The 18,336-nt window shown below is 38.9% G+C and carries 22 protein-coding genes and 1 pseudogene; 13 read left to right on the plus strand and 10 right to left on the minus strand.

The window, feature by feature from the left end; all coding sequences use genetic code 11:
* Nucleotides 1-72: 72 nt before the first annotated feature.
* Genes ASG89_RS22020 through ASG89_RS22035 form a run of 4 tightly spaced genes read left to right on the plus strand, consistent with a single transcriptional unit; the run spans nucleotide 73 to nucleotide 2,980 of the window.
* Nucleotides 73-690: a TetR/AcrR family transcriptional regulator gene (locus tag ASG89_RS22020; protein WP_057313228.1), complete on the plus strand. Its 618-nt coding sequence runs from the start codon at nucleotides 73-75 to the stop codon at nucleotides 688-690.
* 6 nt (nucleotides 691-696) lie between these two features.
* Nucleotides 697-1,551, plus strand: coding sequence for an ABC transporter ATP-binding protein (locus tag ASG89_RS22025; RefSeq protein ID WP_057313229.1), 855 nt, complete (start codon nucleotides 697-699; stop codon nucleotides 1,549-1,551).
* Nucleotides 1,548-2,255, plus strand: a complete 708-nt coding sequence (locus tag ASG89_RS22030) for an ABC transporter permease (RefSeq protein ID WP_057313230.1) — start codon at nucleotides 1,548-1,550, stop codon at nucleotides 2,253-2,255. The genes ASG89_RS22025 and ASG89_RS22030 overlap by 4 nt, the downstream gene beginning before the upstream one ends.
* Before the next feature lie 32 nt (nucleotides 2,256-2,287).
* Nucleotides 2,288-2,980, plus strand: a complete 693-nt coding sequence (locus ASG89_RS22035) for a hypothetical protein (RefSeq protein ID WP_235549877.1) — start codon at nucleotides 2,288-2,290, stop codon at nucleotides 2,978-2,980.
* Nucleotides 2,981-3,004: 24 nt separating this feature from the next.
* On the opposite strand, the gene ASG89_RS22040 is transcribed toward ASG89_RS22035, so the two are convergent.
* Entirely contained in the window at nucleotides 3,005-4,357 is a 1,353-nt protein-coding gene (locus ASG89_RS22040) for a TrkH family potassium uptake protein (RefSeq protein ID WP_057313231.1), read from the minus strand.
* Nucleotides 4,358-5,587: 1,230 nt separating this feature from the next.
* On the opposite strand from ASG89_RS22040, the gene ASG89_RS22050 reads away from it, so the two are divergent.
* Both ASG89_RS22050 and ASG89_RS22055 read left to right on the plus strand, forming a co-directional pair.
* Nucleotides 5,588-6,868, plus strand: a complete 1,281-nt coding sequence (locus ASG89_RS22050; RefSeq protein ID WP_057313233.1) for an SLC13 family permease — start codon at nucleotides 5,588-5,590, stop codon at nucleotides 6,866-6,868.
* Nucleotides 6,869-6,884: 16 nt separating this feature from the next.
* Entirely contained in the window at nucleotides 6,885-7,175 is a 291-nt protein-coding gene (locus ASG89_RS22055) for a hypothetical protein (RefSeq protein WP_057313234.1), read from the plus strand.
* Between the two features lie 20 nt (nucleotides 7,176-7,195).
* On the opposite strand, the gene ASG89_RS22060 is transcribed toward ASG89_RS22055, so the two are convergent.
* Nucleotides 7,196-7,816 carry a hypothetical protein gene (locus ASG89_RS22060; RefSeq protein ID WP_157276760.1) on the minus strand — a complete coding sequence of 207 codons (621 nt, stop codon included), beginning with the start codon at nucleotides 7,814-7,816 and terminating at the stop codon, nucleotides 7,196-7,198.
* A gap of 186 nt (nucleotides 7,817-8,002) precedes the next feature.
* Here ASG89_RS22060 and ASG89_RS36585 point away from each other — a divergent pair, with 186 nt between their 5' ends.
* Nucleotides 8,003-8,164 (plus strand): hypothetical protein, encoded by a 162-nt coding sequence (locus ASG89_RS36585; protein ID WP_157276761.1) that lies wholly within the window; start codon nucleotides 8,003-8,005, stop codon nucleotides 8,162-8,164.
* A 246-nt stretch (nucleotides 8,165-8,410) separates the two neighbouring features.
* Here the strand turns inward: ASG89_RS36585 and ASG89_RS37200 are convergent, their stop codons facing one another.
* From ASG89_RS37200 to ASG89_RS22080, 5 genes are all read right to left on the minus strand, one after another.
* The gene (locus ASG89_RS37200) at nucleotides 8,411-9,301 is read right to left on the minus strand and encodes an ATP-dependent nuclease (protein ID WP_063868081.1); all 891 of its coding nucleotides are present in this window, start codon (nucleotides 9,299-9,301) and stop codon (nucleotides 8,411-8,413) included.
* A 1-nt stretch (nucleotide 9,302) separates the two neighbouring features.
* Nucleotides 9,303-10,079: an AAA family ATPase gene (locus tag ASG89_RS37205; protein ID WP_235549878.1), complete on the minus strand. Its 777-nt coding sequence runs from the start codon at nucleotides 10,077-10,079 to the stop codon at nucleotides 9,303-9,305.
* Nucleotides 10,080-10,438: 359 nt separating this feature from the next.
* Nucleotides 10,439-10,915 (minus strand): copper amine oxidase N-terminal domain-containing protein, encoded by a 477-nt coding sequence (locus tag ASG89_RS22070; RefSeq protein ID WP_057313236.1) that lies wholly within the window; start codon nucleotides 10,913-10,915, stop codon nucleotides 10,439-10,441.
* A gap of 210 nt (nucleotides 10,916-11,125) precedes the next feature.
* Nucleotides 11,126-12,169 (minus strand): ATP-binding protein, encoded by a 1,044-nt coding sequence (locus tag ASG89_RS22075; protein ID WP_057313237.1) that lies wholly within the window; start codon nucleotides 12,167-12,169, stop codon nucleotides 11,126-11,128.
* Nucleotides 12,166-12,891, minus strand: coding sequence for a response regulator transcription factor (locus tag ASG89_RS22080; protein ID WP_057313238.1), 726 nt, complete (start codon nucleotides 12,889-12,891; stop codon nucleotides 12,166-12,168). Before ASG89_RS22080 ends, ASG89_RS22075 begins: the two co-directional genes overlap by 4 nt.
* A 118-nt stretch (nucleotides 12,892-13,009) precedes the next feature.
* On the opposite strand from ASG89_RS22080, the gene ASG89_RS37835 reads away from it, so the two are divergent.
* Entirely contained in the window at nucleotides 13,010-13,429 is a 420-nt protein-coding gene (locus tag ASG89_RS37835) for a hypothetical protein (RefSeq protein WP_057313239.1), read from the plus strand.
* 182 nt (nucleotides 13,430-13,611) lie between these two features.
* Here ASG89_RS37835 and ASG89_RS22090 read toward each other — a convergent pair whose 3' ends face one another.
* The 3 genes from ASG89_RS22090 to ASG89_RS36590 form a co-directional block, all read right to left on the minus strand.
* Nucleotides 13,612-14,409: an arsenite methyltransferase gene (locus tag ASG89_RS22090; RefSeq protein WP_057313240.1), complete on the minus strand. Its 798-nt coding sequence runs from the start codon at nucleotides 14,407-14,409 to the stop codon at nucleotides 13,612-13,614.
* A 68-nt stretch (nucleotides 14,410-14,477) separates the two neighbouring features.
* Entirely contained in the window at nucleotides 14,478-14,810 is a 333-nt protein-coding gene (locus ASG89_RS22095; protein WP_057313271.1) for an ArsR/SmtB family transcription factor, read from the minus strand.
* Nucleotides 14,811-14,842: 32 nt separating this feature from the next.
* Complete coding sequence (locus tag ASG89_RS36590; protein ID WP_157276762.1) at nucleotides 14,843-15,016, minus strand: hypothetical protein; 174 nt, start codon at nucleotides 15,014-15,016, stop codon at nucleotides 14,843-14,845.
* Between the two features lie 189 nt (nucleotides 15,017-15,205).
* Between ASG89_RS36590 and ASG89_RS22100 the strand changes: the two genes are divergently transcribed.
* The 5 genes and pseudogenes from ASG89_RS22100 to ASG89_RS22120 all read left to right on the plus strand — a co-directional run bounded on the left by ASG89_RS22100 (nucleotide 15,206) and on the right by ASG89_RS22120 (nucleotide 18,335).
* A complete protein-coding gene (locus tag ASG89_RS22100) occupies nucleotides 15,206-15,625 on the plus strand; it encodes an arsenate reductase ArsC (RefSeq protein WP_057313241.1) in 420 nt (139 codons plus the stop codon).
* A 14-nt stretch (nucleotides 15,626-15,639) separates the two neighbouring features.
* Nucleotides 15,640-15,963: an ArsR/SmtB family transcription factor gene (locus tag ASG89_RS22105; protein WP_157276763.1), complete on the plus strand. Its 324-nt coding sequence runs from the start codon at nucleotides 15,640-15,642 to the stop codon at nucleotides 15,961-15,963.
* Nucleotides 15,964-15,971: 8 nt separating this feature from the next.
* A pseudogene (locus ASG89_RS22110) lies at nucleotides 15,972-17,392 on the plus strand (arsenic transporter).
* Between the two features lie 37 nt (nucleotides 17,393-17,429).
* The gene (gene arsC / locus ASG89_RS22115; protein ID WP_200963516.1) at nucleotides 17,430-17,858 is read left to right on the plus strand and encodes an arsenate reductase (thioredoxin); all 429 of its coding nucleotides are present in this window, start codon (nucleotides 17,430-17,432) and stop codon (nucleotides 17,856-17,858) included.
* On the plus strand, nucleotides 17,859-18,335 hold the full coding sequence (locus ASG89_RS22120) for an ArsI/CadI family heavy metal resistance metalloenzyme (RefSeq protein WP_057313242.1): 477 nt from the start codon (nucleotides 17,859-17,861) through the stop codon (nucleotides 18,333-18,335). It begins immediately after the preceding gene.
* Nucleotide 18,336: the final 1 nt, after the last annotated feature.

Here is an 18,336-nt window from a genome sequence, read left to right on the forward strand (position 1 = left end):
GCATAATGTTCTATTATGAATGAAAAATAAATATATTCACAATATCACAAAAAGTATAACAGGAGCTCTTAAATGCCTAAAAAATTTAACGAACATGAAAAAGCACACATACACCAGAAATTGCTCGAAGTAGCTAAACGCAGTTTTGAAACATTTGGTCTAAAAAAAACAAACGTTGAAGATTTGACCAAAGCTTGCGGCATCGCACAAGGTTCTTTTTATTTATTTTTCAAGTCAAAGGAAGAGCTTTTCTACGACCTGCTCCAGAAAGAAGAACAATCTATTCGTGAGAAGCTTCTAAACTCGATTGCTTCAGAAAACATTATATCGCAGCAGGGTATCCGACTTTTTTTATTAGATTCTTATCGTCTAATGAGCGAAAGCCCGTTGATCCGTCAAATGTATCTGGAGGGTGAATTCGAACAGCTTGTTCGAAAACTCCCTCCAGATCTACTAGAAAATAATTTTACTGATGATCAAGAAGCTTTAATGCCTGTGGTCCGCAGGTGGCAGCATGCGGGAATACTACGCGCGGCACGACCAGAATTGATCGTCAGTATGCTTCGGGCTCTCATACTGCTATCGTTGCATAAGAAGGAAATTGGAGAGGCTATTTATACAGATACGATTGAATTATTGGTTGATGTACTAGCTGAAGGAATGTTCGCAACTAGCTTAAAGAAGGAGTGAACAGCCATGATTCAAGTGAATGACCTGCGATTTACATACCCAGGAGCAGCAAAAAGAACACTTCATGGCCTTGATTTTGCTATTGGTCATGGGGAAGTTTTTGGGTTTCTAGGTCCTTCGGGTGCTGGCAAAAGTACTACACAAAAAATCCTTATTGGTGCCTTAAAGCAATACGAAGGAAGCGTAAAAGTAATGGGAAAAGAGATTAGGGATATCGGCCCCGACTATTATGAACACATCGGTGTTGCATTCGAATTCCCTAATTTTTATACCAAATTTACAGCTTTAGAAAACTTGCGGATGTTCCAATCACTATATGATAGCCGTACGGAGGATCCGATGGATCTACTCATTAAGGTGGGACTCGGTGAAGCAGCCCATTTGAAGGTTTCACAGCTTTCTAAAGGTATGAAAATGCGACTTAATTTCTGCCGTACTCTACTTCACAATCCAAATATTTTATTCCTTGATGAGCCTACCTCTGGACTTGATCCAGTAAACGCTAAAATCATGAAAGACTTAATACTGGAGAAAAAAGCCGCAGGAACGACCATCCTCATCACCACTCATCATATGCTTGCAGCGGAAGAACTTTGCGATCGTGTAGCTTTCATTGTTGATGGACAAATCAAGTTAATAGACTCGCCTAGAGCATTAAAGTTGAAGCAAGGTCAGCGGAAATTACGTGTAGAATACCTTAATGGCCAAGAAAAAGCGGTAGAGGAGTTTACGATCGAAGGCATTGGGGAAAACGAACGGCTCTTACATCTCTTAAAGAAGTACCCTATAGAGACCATACATTCACTTGAAGCTACGCTTGAACAGATTTTCATTGACGTTACGGGGAGATCCTTAGAATGAGATGGATGACAGCGACCAAGTATGATGTTCAGTTTCAATGGAGACATGGGTTTTACGGTGTTTATGTTTTAGTATGCTCTCTCTATGTACTACTGCTTCATTTCGTTCCCGAAAGTCGCAAAGATACCGTTACGATACTGTTAACCTTTTCCGATCCCAGCGCTCTCGGGTTAATTCTTGCAGGTGGCATCGTTCTCTTAGAGAAGGATCAAGGTATACATGATAGCTTGTTTGTAACCCCCCTACGATTAAGGGAATACTTATTCGCCAAAGCCTTGTCCTTATCTGCCCTATCATTGGCTGCAGCTTGGGTTATTCACGTCTTTTCATTGGGCCTCCCTATTTCTCCAATCCGCTTTTCTTTAGCTGTACTGCTCACTTCAAGTTTTTTTACATTTCTCTCTATAGGAGTGGCTGTCCGTACTCGATCCATTAATGGATTTATTCTGCTCTCACAGTTGTACGCTTTGCCATTTACGCTTCCATTACTCCACTTCTTCGGAATTGGAAAGGCATTTATGTATGTAATTATCCCTACGGATGGCTCTCTCTTACTCTTAAAAACAACGTATCAACATGTTTCACTCGGTGGAACTATTTATGCTGTAACCCTTTTGGTTTTAGGAAATGCATGTGTATTCTTATGGACCTATCGTTCCTTTGAGAGAAAGGTTCTATGGCGAATTGGAGATGGTCGTTCTTGAGGATGAAAGCTCATACTTTACTTATCAATGATATGAGGCAAATTTCGAAAGATCCTATGCTAATGGCTAGTTTATTGGGGCCACTAGCACTCATTGTCTGTGCTAGGTTCATTCTCCCACTGCTTTCCGAGTGGATTGCCAAGGCATACGGATTTCGTTTAACCGACTACAACGATTTTATCGCTACATTTCTTTTACTCATCGTGCCTTTGCTTCCAGGGACCATGGCCGGTTTGCTCATTCTGGATGAGCGTGACGAGAATATCATATCGTATTATGCCATTACACCACTCACTCGAGAAGGTTATTTTCGATATCGACTGATGTTACCTAGCCTTTTGGCAGTCCTACTAACTACGCTATTTTTACTGTTTTCTGGGATAACGAACATGCAAATGGAGAATCCATTCACGCTCATCTTACTTGCACTAGAAGCACCTTGCATCGCCATGTTCCTTGCTGCCTTCGCCGATAATAAGGTCGAAGGGTTAGCTTTATCTAAGGTAACTGGACTGTTATTTGTTGGACCTATAATTGTCTCTTTTGTACCAGAACCTTGGCAATATGTAGGAGTGATCGTACCTACCTTTTGGCCGGCGAAGTGTTATATGACGGGCATTTCAAATGAGCCGTTTATGGCCATTGGGGCTTTTGTGATAGGGCTTATCTATCATATTTTGCTATTGAAAATAATGGTTCGATCCTTTACGAAGGGAATTGATTAAGTTTAAATACGTAGTACTATTCGTTTAGCCAATTAATATCTTCTCTTCTGGATATCGAAACTTTTTTTTGGTAACTCGTTGAGATAATGCAAACATTAACGTCAATGGTCCTAACCTGCCGATAAACATGGTTACAATAATAACTCCTTTCCCCACTGGGGATAATTCAGGAGTTAAACCCATTGATAATCCAACCGTACCAAAGGCGGAAGTTGCTTCAAAGAGCACTTCCATAAAATCCTTTTTCAGACTATGTTCTGATATTGTAAGTATAAATGTGGCTACTATGACAACGCCCAGAGAAATGATAATAACCGCAAGCGCCCTTAGGATAAGGTCAATCGCAATTCTCCTTTTAAAGACATCCAGTTCATCGCGTCCTCTAATTATCATATAAACCGTCATACACAATATGGCAAACGTATTCGTCTTTATTCCACCCCCTGTTGATCCAGAGGAAGCACCTATGAACATTAAAAAAATGAAAAATAGTTCTGAAGCCGTCATCATAGATCCAATATCTATGGTATTAAATCCAGCTGTACGAGGAACGACTCCTTGAAAGTACCCTGCCCATAGACGATCTCCCCACGAAAGGAGACCAAATGTTTCTTTATTGAACAGCTCAATAGCAAAAACAGCTATAAATCCTGATAAGGACAATATGCCAGATGTAACAAGCACAACTTTTGTATGTAAGGAAAGACTGTTCCATTTTTTATTTTGATACATATCTACGATTACAGAAAATCCCAGACCTCCAAAAATAAATAAAACAGAAATGATTATATTGACAAAAGGGTCCCCTACATATCGAGAGAGACTATCCGGCCAAAGAGCGAACCCAGCATTATTAAATGATGAAATAGTATGAAATACACTATAATAAATTGCTCTTTTGATTCCCATATCTTCATACCATCTAATCGTCAACAATATGGACCCGATGATCTCCAGCAATGAAGCAATCAAGAAGATGTTTATTGCTAATCGAACAACACCTTGAAACGAAAGTGAATTGGTTGATTGTTGAATCAATAAGCGTTCTTTAAGACCAATCTTTTTCCCAAGAACAATAGCAATAATAACACCAAAGGTCATAAATCCCAATCCACCGAATTGGATCAGAATTAAAAGAATAATCTGACCAAATATTGAAAAGTTGGACCCTGTGTCCACAACAGCAAGCCCGGTCACACAAACAGCTGAAGTTGAAGTAAAGAGAGCATCAAGGAAAGATATCCTCTTTCCGTTTGTAGAAGATACTGGTAACCACAATAGTATGGTACCTACCCAAATCGCAATTATGAATCCAAGTATCAATATTCTAGGTGACGTGAGTGTAAATTGTTTTTTTAAAATATCAAGAATAGGCATAACGGCTCCTGCTACTTATATGTACTTTGACTCCATTTTAAGTGTTGTATACTTTTGGCATCTCATTAAGTATACAAATAACATACATTCTTTGTCGAATGAGATCTAACTATTTTATTGACCAACGCGTTCAAAAGCATAGTAATGTAATTAGAATTGACATATGTGGTCAAACATAATAACAAGTATGGAGGATTTCCTTATGTTTTCCAAGTTTTTAAGTTTGGATTCATAAAAAACAAGAGCGGATCATTAATTCGGTAAGTCAGCCTGCCAGCATCATGGTATCCCAGATGAAGAAGGAAGATTACAGCGTGATAAGATGAGAAAGGAGTGATTGTATGTGGAAGGAATTGGACCATGAGGAAGAATTCAAAATATACCTATCCAAAAAGCTAAATAACAATCTTGTTCATGACTGCGTATCCAAATGCCGAATGATTAATGAGAAGCTGGAAAACCTCCAGGACTCTTATAACAAAGATAAAGGGAAAATGCTTATAAGTTGCCTACCTCATACGAATCATGGAGAAGCAATAATAATCTCTGATAATTCAATAAGCACTGCCGTGTTATGTTACTTCGACTTCCTAAAGCAAAAAGGATGATGGTGGTCTTTCGCTACCAACCCAAAACCTGTCTCAAATCATATACACTGGCTGGGTACTACGGTAAAAATAAGCATAAATCTACCTGTAATAGCGTTTAGTCAGTACCTCCAGTGCTGCTTAGCCTCCACCATTTATTTCCACAGTTAACTGTTCATCAGTCGGCAATTCGATCACCTCATTAAATAGAACGGTACAGGTATATAGAAAGGTGTATAGTGGGTCAAATAAGTAAAAAAAACCACATCTCTGCCATTTCTGTTATTATGTTGGAGGGTATTTCACTACCATAGAACACAGTTATATTGACTCCATAGACATTCATTTCTCTTATTGACATAAATCAAAAAGCAGTATAAATTTAAAGCACCGCGGAATACAAAAGTTTTCTTGATCATATTTATAAACTAACTATATATTGTTGCGTTATGGAGGAGCCTGTCACCAAGGGCTCCTTTTGTTCTTTTTTCGACATAAGGAGTCCTTGAGAGGGCTCTTTTTTATGCAAAGAACAGTTGCAGTTGATATCCATTTATAAATATGAATTATTATGGTAGTCGCTCTCTAAGCGCTTGTTATTTAGGGAATATTACTAAAAAAACATGAAAATTCAGGAGGAACTATGGAACAGCAAGCAATCTTGGCAATTGGGATCTTTCTTCTTACGTATGGCATGATCATTTCCGAAAAAATTCATCGTACCATCGTAGCAATGATCGGTGGTGTCCTGATGGTTGTACTTGGTGTAGTTGATCAAGAGTCAGCTCTACATCACATTGATTTCAATACTCTTGGACTCTTAATTGGTATGATGATCATTGTAAGTATTACAGCTGAAACAGGGTTATTTAAGTATATTGCACTAGTAGCTGCAAAGAAGGCAAAGGGTGATCCCGTCAGGATTCTAATATCACTCGTCCTTATCACGGCAATTGGATCAGCCTTTCTGGATAACGTTACAACCGTTCTACTTATGGTTCCTGTTACATTCAGTATTACGCGGCAATTGCGCGTTAATCCCGTCCCTTTTTTAATTACTCAAATTCTTGCATCAAATATCGGTGGCACTGCAACGTTAATTGGAGATCCACCTAACATCATGATCGGAAGTGCTGTTAAGGAATTGACCTTTATGGCATTTATCAACAATCTTGCTCCAATTGTCGCTGTCATTATGGCTGTCACAATCCCGATTTTCGTATTCATATTCCGCAAGCACATACAGACGACTCCTGAGTTAAAGATGAGTATTATGCAAATTGATGAAAAAGAAGTAATCACAGATCGAGTGCTACTAACGAAAAGTCTTTCCATTTTAGGACTTACGATTATTGGTTTCTTCCTCCACCAACTACTACACCTTGAATCAGCCACGGTAGCCTTAGCTGGGGCATTCCTGTTACTACTCCTAACTGGAGAACACTCCATGGAAGAAGCTTTCACTAAAGTGGAATGGACCACGATCTTTTTCTTTGTTGGACTGTTCGTCTTAGTTTCAGGTCTAGTGGAAACAGGAGTCATTTCCAAATTAGCTGCGGGGGCTATTGAACTCACAGGAGGGAATCCTGTTGCTACGTCAATTCTGATTTTATGGCTCAGTGCTATCGCCTCTGCGTTTCTAGACAATATACCTTTTGTGGCTACGATGATTCCTATGATTCAGGAAATGGGTAATATGGGGGTAGAGAATCTAGAACCACTTTGGTGGAGCCTAGCATTAGGAGCATGTCTGGGGGGTAACGGCACATTAATTGGGGCAAGCGCTAACTTAATCGTAGCTGGCATGTCTGCGAAAGAAGGACACCCGATTAAATTCATTACGTTTATGAAATATGGTTTTCCGTTAATGTTAATTTCCGTTGTGCTAGCAAACATTTATATTTATGTCCGATACTTAATTTAATGAGGAGGAATGCAACGTGAAACTCAATTATGAATGGAATCAAAATGTAATTGACATAAGTGAAACAGAAGTTTTGAACGATATCGAGTTTTCGATCAAGATCCTCTCCCCATCACACTTTGAAGATATGAGAAGCATTGAGAAAATCTTTGAATCGAACCATATCATTACAGATGTGTTAGTTTACACCTACACCAACCACGAATATCGTGTCATCGTCCGCAAAGATTTTTATAGAGATTTCATCCTTCAACTAATGAAACACCAATTATTGACGAAAGTTGAATGGAAAAAGGAACTTCCTTAATAGGCAGTTCCTTTGACTGCTTACTTTTCAATTACTCGCCCAGTCATCGAATGTATCGTAATGGGAACTGCGCGACCATCTTTCTCATAAGTGAGTACATGAACAAGGGGAATACCATCTCTGGTGGGATGATAGCAAGAAACCTCATTTATGGGTGTACTTGTCTTAAGTGAAGCGTCGTATTTTAAGGCTATTCGTTTCGCATCTTCGACAGATACCGCTGGATACATGGGCCTGCGTTGGCGTTTCTCTTCTAATCCTGCATGAATGGTGCCATTTATACGCTGCACGACTCCTGATTTGTCTAATTCTACAATCATTTGATCCCCGCATACCGGGTTCTTATATAGTTGTCTCTGCATGGTAACAATTGTTGAAGTGGTGCTCTTGTCAATCGAGATAATTTTTAAATCATGATCTAAATGCTTCAGGTCGTAAAGTCGTTTGATCTTCTCCAGATATCTGAATGTAATCCATCCAGGTGAATGTTCTGAAGGCTTAGTTAAATTCCCAGTAAGTAATTCTGGCGTTTGAGTTACTGAATTCCACTTTACTTGTAAAGTGTTTTCGCTTTCGGCACGAATACTCTCTAATATTCTCTGCGAGTGTTTAGGTATTTCCATGTTCTCTGCAGCAGGCATTAGGTTAGTCAACGAAATTGACAGGCATAGAATTAGATTCCAAGTAAACAAGTAATCACCCCTTATTTACATCTTTGATCAATTCAGGTGATTTTATTCAATCAATAGTTCATATAAGCCCGTAATCCTCTTTAACTTAATCAATTTAAAGAATCGCAAGTAATAAAGAATTTAAGGAGAGCTATTATGAAGAAGAAAATTTCACTTGCTTTAACAGGTGCCGTATCTTTTGCGACTATAGGGACAATTCTTCAATTTTTTCTCTATAAAAAATTAAACTATTCAAGCCTTATTGGTGGTATTACTTGGTTTATAGTCGCAATGATTATTCCACGTCGCAAAACCTGAAATTAGCATGACATTGATAAAGTATCGATTTTTATAAAACAAAAATAGAGACCCTTTTAGTTCCTGGAGTCTCTATTTTCATTAAACTTAAAGGCTAGTTAGAAGCAATATTATCTTGAGAAATCTCATCTCCACTTGCAACTAACTCCATACTATTAAAGGCTGAAACATACTCCTCTAATTGAGCAATGCTTGTCCATTGTAGAGCCCCAAGTGGAGGATTCTTGCCGTGATCAAGCAGGGCTTCTAGAAGCAACTCAACTTTTGCAAAGGCAGCCTAACATTTGACGTTTCTGGTCGATCGATTACAGCATTATATATCTTCTCATTATGAACCCATGCCGGATTTTTGATTTTCTTCCCTTTTCGCATTGTAGTTGTAGTGTCACTATCATGTAATATTGAGTAACTCGTTCCGAAATGATTCAGTATTTTAATTAAAGATACAATCGTTGCCTTTCCTCTTGCTCTGATGATATGTACGTCATTATACTCGCCTAATTTTGAAGCAATTACATGTTTAAACGCCGTATATTCTGTATCACCTTCAACAATAATACAACGCCCTCCAAAGAAGAACTCTGCAACATACGGATCAAAGATATTCAGCAGCTTTAAACGTGCTCTGTCTCCGTCATCTAATTTTACCCTTTCCGGCCGAAAAACAGTTGTTCCCAGAATACTTCCATTCATTTGCTCAACCCTGATTATGGTCGTGTTATCTCTCGAAACATCAATAAATGCAGGAGAATGCGTTGTGACCATTACTTGCCAATTGCCAGTGTTAGGCAGATCATAAAGTACACGACATGCTTCCCTTACTGCATTAGGATGAAGGCATAACTCGGGCTCATCAAGTAAAAGTACATGTGGCCGCGCATTCCCGTTATCAGGCGATTCCTTCTTTGCACCTTTTTTTGTCGGTTTGGCTACATTAGATTCAGCAATCATCCTTAAAGCACTCCATAATAATGTACGTCGTGCTCCACTCCCTTGACGATCTAGCGTACTTAAATGCCCGCCATTAGCGTAACCCATTTTAAGCTGAGCATTATTGAGTTTGTTAAACAAATTAAGGTCATTTTCAATATCCACTTCAGTTCTGGGATCAAATTTGACTATATAACCAGGAAACACCTCACTCAGTAGTTGTGATACGTTCTAGTTTCTCAATTTGAGTGTTAGAATCAAAAATTACTTGCTGCCTTAATGTTGTAATTGTTCTGAGAAGTTGCTTGTACTGAGACTCTTCCTCAGACTTTTCCTGAACATCCTTCACTTTTTCTTTAATTATTTCTGACAACAGTTTAACAATAGCATCAGCCTGAACTTTCGGATCTGAAAATGCATCCACTCTGTGCGGCTTTGGCCGATAGGAATTTGCTACGTTCGGAGCTCCCCAAGGAACACCATCCTCTGCCCACATACCTTTTCCCACATCATATCCCTGTCTTTTAGGAGCACCTGGCGATGCCCATGTCCATTTCTCAATTACTGTTTTTTCTTGCGTAATTGAGTCTATTGAAATCCACCTAGATCCTGGTGCATGATCATGAACAACAGTGTGTAATTCGATCTCGGGTAGAGCATCCTTATTTACAATACCTCCATGAAAATCATCTTGCAACAGTATAGCTTCGTTCGAACCTTCCGACATTGCCACTTCGTATGCTCGTAGGATAGAACTCTTTCCAACATTGTTTGGTCCAACAAGAACAACAATCTTATCCAACTCGATTGTTACTGGTTTATTACCTATTGCACGAAAATTTCTTATCACTAATTGCTTAAGTCGTGGTTTTGCAGCAACAATATCATCTGAAATTTCTATCTGTCCGTTAATAATATATAGCACCCCCATTTTTATATTGGCGAAATTTGTAAGTTCTCCAGTGTATTCGTTAAGATTGGTCAATTTCCTTTTTATGTAATGTGTCAGCAACAAACTCCTCTGTTTTAACTACATGGAGAAGTTCAACATACATTATGAAAAAAGTGGCTACCGATTTAAAGGTAACCACTTTTCTACTAATCACTAAATTATATTATCTCAACTAATTACGTCTGGCCTTATATATAATCTATCCAGCCAATACTTTGCAACTCACACAGCGTCAGAAGCATTCTTATAGCCACTACACCCGTTCTGGCTTAATTCTTGATCCCATAAAATTGCCACTTTAACGCTCTTATATGCCATTAAAACGCTGTTTATGTACAGAGTATTGACCCCCAAAGCCGTAATTGGAATTCACTCCTTTAAACATCTACCAATTACTTCATCATCATTTCCTTTACCAAATATGTATCTACGAATTCTTTAGATATATAAGTCATTTCATTGAGGATCGTAGGTGCTACCATTAGCATCTCCTCCATACCTCCAACACGAATGTTTTTGCTATCAATTTGAATGATATACTCTGGGTACATATCCATTTTTTTCTCCATCATGTTCTTATCACTCATGGTTTTGTCTTCCATCATTTTATCATTCGTCATACTCTTATCATCCATCATCGCTAATTTCAACAGTGTAATAGATCGATTCTCCCCATTCCATATCACCTTGAATCCCAAGGATTCAGCAATTTGACGAAGTGGAACAAGCTCTAATCCATCCTTTGTCATTGTCTGAACACTGCTATAGTCGTATTTCGGCATCATCATTTCTTCAGCACTTACTAATGTTGGAAGTGCTAATGTACAAGCTACCAAGCTTACTGCAATCATTTTTCTCCATGTTCTCACGTTTATTCCTCCTAAGTATTCATCCTGACTTCCTCTTCTAAGATAACGTAGCTAACTTAAGAAACACTAACAAAAACATTACAAGTTACTTACGTAAAGATAACAAAAAAGCCCAGCATCTTTATTAGATGGCAGGGCTCCAAATCATTCAGGCTATGCAACAGAGATATAAGACTGCAAATTGTTTCAGTATATCCACTTATGAACCTCTTAGTAGATTGGCAGTGTAAACCAAAATGTTGATCCTCGTCTTTCTTGACATACTGGACTATTAACACCAATAGTTCCTCCATGCAGCTCTACAATGGACTTTGCAATCGCAAGCCCTAATCCTGCCCCACCGCTTGCTCGTGTTCTTGAGGGATCTACACGAAAGAACCGATCGAATATTTTGCTTCTATATTCTTCCTCGATGCCTTGACCTTCATCCTGAATAGAGAGATGTATGAACTGATCTGATAACTGATTTGCATTTATTTCAATGGTCCCACCTATAGGTGAGTGACGAATCGAATTCTCAAGAATATTAGAAAGGACGCGCTTCACTTCTTGAGGCATGATGGCTACTGCGGGCAATCGATCAGGGAGGTCAACTTTTACTTGCACTTGTTTTTCTTCCAATTGAAAAGCTAAACTTTGTAAACCATCTAGTACTAAATGGTCAACATCATACCTTTCAGAAACAATTTCGACTCCACCTGCTTCGAGCTGTGAGAGAGTGAATAATTCTTGAATCAATCCATTCAAACGAGATGTTTCCAAGCGAATGGTTTGCAGATACCTCTCAAAAGTGGCTTTGTCCTGAATGACATCATCCTGCAGCGCCTCAACAAAGGCCTGAATGGATGCCATAGGAGTTCTCAAATCATGAGAGACATTCGCCACTAGTTCTTTACGAGAAAACTCTGCCGAAATCAATTTTTGAAAACTTCCATTTAAATTCTTCGTCATATGGTTGAACTGGTTCGCCAGTCTCTGAAATTCTACAGGCCCAATCTCAGGCACTTTACCTTCAAAATATCCATCTGAAATATGGGTCGTTTCCTGAGTAATGGCGTTAATTGCTTTTTCCAGGGGCCTTGTCATAAAATAATGGATTAACATTGAAACTCCAGCCGCGCCAATAGTTACTGTCGTAAGCAAGATGACATCTTCCCATTTCAACAGCATATATTGGTAGCAAATAAAAAGTACAAGCAATATTATACCAGTACTCACACCGCTAGCAATTAACAAGTAAACGCGCAGTTTCAAGACGGCTCTCTCCCTTCAAATTTATATCCAATACCCCACACTGTCTTGATGTAGCGCGGCTGAGAAGGATTTGGCTCAATTTTCTCCCTTAGCCTACGAATATGGACAGTTACTGTCGTTGTATCTCCATAGTAATTAATATCCCATACTTTATTTAGTAATTGATTGCGTGAGAATACTTGCTCTGGATGAGCAGCGAACAGATGCATAAGTTCAAATTCCTTAACGGTGAGTTCTATCTCTTTACCATTAACTCGAACACTTCTATGGAGCACATTAAGTTCGATCCCCGGAAAATTCAGCATATGAGGAGGCAGCTTTGCTTCAGAAGTATACGAAGTACTTTCTACCTGACCTCGTTGCAGCCTTCGGAGGATTGCTTTAACTCGCAATACCAGCTCCCGAGGAGAGAAAGGCTTTGTCAGATAATCGTCTGCGCCCATTGTTAATCCCATTAGCCGGTCCCTTTCTTCACCTCTAGCAGTCAACATAATGATGGGTACTTCCTGTTCGTTGCGAATTTCTTCGCAAACTACCCAACCATTTTTACCCGGCATCATGAGATCGAGTACGATCAATTCGGGATTATGCAACTTCCATAAACGAATTGCATCTTCTCCATTTGTTGCTGAAATAACTTTGTAACCTTCTCGCTCCAAATAAACGGTACATACATCTATTATATTTGTTTCATCATCCACTACGAGAACAAGCGAACTCATAAGTCTTCCCTCCTCAGATCTGGTATTAATTATACCGCAGCTGCGAGCAATGAATCTTACATATGTATTACAAAAGCATTAAAGCCCCCAACAAACGGGCAGCTTACTATTAGTTATAATGGGAAATAATATAAGGAGTTTAGATACATACCCTTGGTTTTTTGGGATTTTTTTATATAAAAAGGCCCCCAATATTGTTATTAGTATATTTCCAGTTTCCGCACTCATTTCCTCACTCATTAATACTTTGGGATTTCAACTAGGTTTCTGGGATTTATCTCCACTTATTAAGGAAAATGAAACAATATCTGCACTACCATTTGACATAGGACTTTTTCCTTTGGCAGCTTGCTTTGCAATTTATTGGATTGAATTTAAAAAAATTAATCCTATACTAAGCCTACTTCTCTGTAGTATCAGTTTAACTGGGATAGAATACATTGGTTTCTTCATAAAAAAAGTGCGTTATGGGAATAATCGGAATATTGAATGGACCTCGATTTCATATTTAATCGCTGCGATTGCTGCTACTCTGTAAATTTCACGGGTCTAGTTTCAATAATAGAAAATTAGATTGTTTAAACTCTTTCTATTTGAAGTGTTCTTTTAACAAAATTTAATAAAACAACAACAGTCTAGGACTTTAAATTCTCGTCCCTGACTGTTGTTGATATAATTTCCAGGATCACTATTGTTCGTTCCAGATTATACTTTATTTCTTTATTTAATTGCTTTGATAACAGCCGATTGAATATAGTTATCTACATTTGCACCAGGCACCCAATCCTTAATAAACTCCCGAGAATCATCTTTAGGTTCTACAACAATACTTCTAAAGCCACTCTTTTGCAGGAATATCATTACTTCATCAATTGTAGATGCACCTGAAACGCACCCAGCGAGTGAATTAAGGTCACTTTTTAACTCTGCAGGAAGTTCGGAAGTCATTACTACATCGGAAATCGCCAAACGGCCATCTAGTTTTAATACGCGAAAAGCTTCATTGAATACTTGCTCTTTATCAGGTGACAAATTAATAACACAATTTGAAATTATAACATCAATCGAATCGTTCAGTATCGGCAGATGCTCAATTTCTCCGAGACGAAACTCTACATTTTCATATCCATGTTTCTGAGCATTTTGGCGTGCACGACTAATCATCTCTGGTGTCATATCAACTCCATAAACTTTACCCGTTTCTCCAACTTGTTTAGATGCCAAAAACACATCGAAACCAGCACCGCTGCCTAAATCAAGAACAACTTCCCCCCATTTTAGTGAGGCTATTGCTTGAGGATTTCCGCACCCTAACCCGAGATTCGCACCACTTGGAACAACATTAAGCTCTTCATTTGAGTACCCCAATTTTGAGGAGATCTCATCTGGAGTGCTGCAGCAGCTAGTTGCTGGTTCAGTGGAGGAGCAACAACTTGCACTAGGTATGCTCTCAATTGCAATCTGTTTATAGCGATTCCGAACATGTTGACGTACCTCTTCATTTTGAACCTGACTCATGGATCATCTCTCCTCGTTATATCAAGAAATATTGATTAATAATTCATTTAAAAACCCACCTGTGTGGGTTACGAGCAACATCCGCTTGATTGATTTTCGCTTTTTCGGAAAATACAGCATAATTCTGGTGAAAGCAAGCGGTTAACCTCTTCGTGATTTAATTCATAATAACTCCAAGTTCCTTTGGTCTCTTTCGTGATCAGATTAGCATCAAGCAATATCTTCAAATGGTACGATAATTTTGACTGCGGCATGTTTACAATATCAACCAAATCACAAACGCAGACACTTCCTTTTTGAGTAAGCTCATACATGATTTGCAACCGTTTCTGATCTGCTAAAGCTTTAAACTGGAGTTCGTATTTCGAAAAATCAACTTGACTCTCAACACTCGAAAAAATAGGAAGCACTTTAATCACTTTTAACTCCCCCTTTAGCAACAAGCTGGACAGCAGGCCAAATTGGTCTGTGGAACAATCCTAGGAATTTGCAGCCTATCTGGCGTACTTTCTTTGATATTGGCCCATTTCCAGGCATGACAAGCTTGCTCTTGGATTTCATGTTGTTGAAACTGCATGAGTTTCTCCATACTGTAAGAGTTCAACATCGCAGTCGCCTCCTTAAATCAATTTTATTTGATGAACCAATCTTAACACATAGTATTTGGGAAATTCAAGGATTAAATCAAATTATTTTGATTTAATTAATGATCTAAATTACGATTTACAAAATCTTAACTTTTATATATAACTGAATAATTATATAATCATTTACAAATGATATTGGAGCTGAGATAATGATGAAAAAAACAGTTCGCATTTACTTTTTATGTATTCAAAATCGCTGCCGAAGTCAAATAGCAGAAGCATTTGCTAAACATTACGGCGGGGAACACGTTATTGTCGAGAGTGCAGGGCTTGAGCCGCATGATATTCATCCTTTGACTATTGAAGTCATGAGGGAAGTTGGGATTGAGTTATCAGGGAATACTTCCAAGAAAATTAATATGAAGTATTTCATTGCGTCAAATGTCATTGTTAAGCTTTGCCAACAAGTTGCGGAACGTTGTCCCATTGTACCTTTTGGCATTACGAGTGTCGATTGGAACATTGAAGATCCATTACTTGCAAATGACATTCAGTCAGTTCGACATGCACGTGACATAATACAAAAAAAAGTTATTGAACTCTTAAAAGGCTTAAATGTGCCAATTTAAAGGAGCGTGTAATTTTGCCCGATATTGAACAATTATCTGACGTGTGCAAGCTGCTTGGAGACAAAATGAGATTAACGATTCTCTCTCTTCTCAAAGAACGTGAGCTATGTGTATATGAGCTTGTTGAACTTTTACAAACCAGTCAGCCCAATGTGAGTCAGCATATGCGAAAACTGAAAACTGGCGGTTTAGTAAAAGAAGCGAAAAAGGGTCAATGGGTTTTTTACTCTTTACATATTGAGGATAAACCCTTTCTGAACGAGTTTTTTCAGCACCTGCCATCCCAAAAAGAAAAAGTGGATGCCATATCTTGTGAAGATCTAAATTGTTGTGATTAGGAGGAACCATGACTTACATTGCGGTATTTATTTTTCTTATTACGTTAACTTTTGTTATTTGGCAGCCTAAGGACCTCAACATCGGATGGTCTGCTTCTGCTGGTGCTATCCTAGCTCTTATCTTCCAAGTCGTCTCTTTCCACGATGTACTGACGGTTACATCCATCGTTTGGAATGCTACGCTCGCTTTTGTCGCAATTATTCTCATTTCATTAATCTTAGACAATATCGGATTTTTTGAATGGGCTGCCTTGCATATGGCGAGGATTGCAAAAGGAAATGGACGGCTCATGTTTGTGTACGTCATTTTATCATTTTATTAGGCGCGGCAGTTGCTGCATTTTTCGCAAATGATGGTGCAGCGTTAATTCTAACGCCAATTGTATTAGCGATGGTCCGAGCGTTGAAGCTGCCAGATAAAATGATTTTGCCTTTCATCATGGCAAGTGGTTTTATTGCGGATACAACTTCATTGCCTCTTGTCGTCAGCAACTTAGTGAACATCGTATCAGCGGACTTCTTCGGTATAGATTTTGTCACCTATGCGAGCCGCATGATTGTCCCAAGCTTATTTTCTTTAGCGGCAAGTTTGGTTGTCTTGTTCGTTTTCTTCAGAAAGGACATACCAACGAATTACGATATAAAGCAATTAAAACCGCCTTCAGATGCCATTAAAGATCATAAGCTATTCCGAATGTCATGGGTTATCCTTGGAATCCTTCTCGTCGCATATGTAAGTAGCGGATTTATTAAAATTCCTGTTTCCATCATCGCAGGAGTCGTAGCACTGATCTTCATTTTAATGGCTAGATCCAGTAAAGTGATCGAAACAAAACGAGTGATTAAAAATGCTCCGTGGGCTGTAGTCATATTCTCTATCGGCATGTATGTAGTCGTTTATGGCCTTAAAAACGTAGGTCTCACCGATGCCCTAGGAACAGTGGTTGAGAACTTAGCAGGACAAGGATTATTTGTCGCAACAGTAGGAATGGGCTTCTTGTCGGCTATTTTATCCTCCATCATGAATAACATGCCGACGGTTATGATTGATGCTCTTGCCATCAAAGGCACAAATGCAGACGGTATTATAAGAGAAGCACTGATTTACGCCAATGTTGTTGGGAGCGATCTTGGACCTAAGATAACACCGATCGGGTCACTCGCAACCCTTTTATGGCTTCATGTTTTATCTACGAAAGGTGTAAAAATTACATGGGGCAATTATTTTAAGACAGGTATCATACTTACTGTCCCAACGCTCTTAATTACCCTTATTGGGCTTTATTTATGGCTTCACGTTATTAGTACAACAAGCGTGAATATTTGGTTGTTAATTGTTGCAATTGCAGTCATTTTGGTGGTCGCCGCGCTAATCATAAAAGCTACTTTGGGAACAAGACAAAAGAATAAAGGACATCAAAGCATTTAAGTCTGAAATGTTCCTTCAAAAAAGGAGAAATGAAATCATGGATAACAAAAAACCTTTAATTTATTTTCTTTGCACAGGAAACTCTTGCCGCAGCCAAATCGCTGATGGATATTTGAATGCGCTAGGCGGGGATAAATACGAAGTAAAAAGTGCTGGTTTGGAAGCCCACGGATTAAATCCACGTGCAGTTGCAATAATGAAAGAAGCTGGAATCGACATCTCAAACAATACCTCTGATGTTATTGATACCGAGATTCTAAGCAGCGCTGATTACATTATTACATTGTGTGGTCATGCAGACGAACACTGCCCTGTAGTGCGTAATGACAAGGCGCAAAGATGGCACTGGGGCTTTGAAGACCCTGCAAAAGTAACTGGGACAGAAGAAGATATTACGGCTAAATTCCGTGACGTTCGTGAATCCATTAAAAGCAGGATCGAACAATTCTTGAAAGAAGGCAAGTAGATGATTAAAAGAATGCACGTTGCAGTTAACTGTTCTGAGCTTCAGAAGTCGCTTGATTTTTACCGTGCTTTTTTTGGTGCAGAACCTACCAAAGTAAAAGACAACTACGCTAAGTTTGAATTGGATGATCCTGCCCTTCACTTTTCCCTTAATGTTCGTCCTTTTGAGAAAAAAGGCGTTCTTAATCATTTGGGATTCCAAGTGGATAACACGGAAGATGTTCTGGCTATGGGCGAACGATTAAGACAAAGCGGACTTCTTCTGATCGATGAAATGAATACAACTTGCTGCTATGCAGTTCAGGATAAAGTCTGGGTTTACGATCCGGACGGCAATGCGTGGGAAATTTTTTTCACCAAAGAGGATTCCGAATTTGAATCTTCAGGGGAATTGCAGGATATGTCACTATGTTGTGCACCTCCCCCAGCACAGTCCTCGCCTGTAACAATTGAATTCACACCTTTTAAGAAAAAGTAGG

Origin of the sequence: Paenibacillus sp. Soil766 (assembly GCF_001428105.1) — a bacterium.
Classification (GTDB): Bacteria; Bacillota; Bacilli; order Paenibacillales; family NBRC-103111; genus Paenibacillus_E.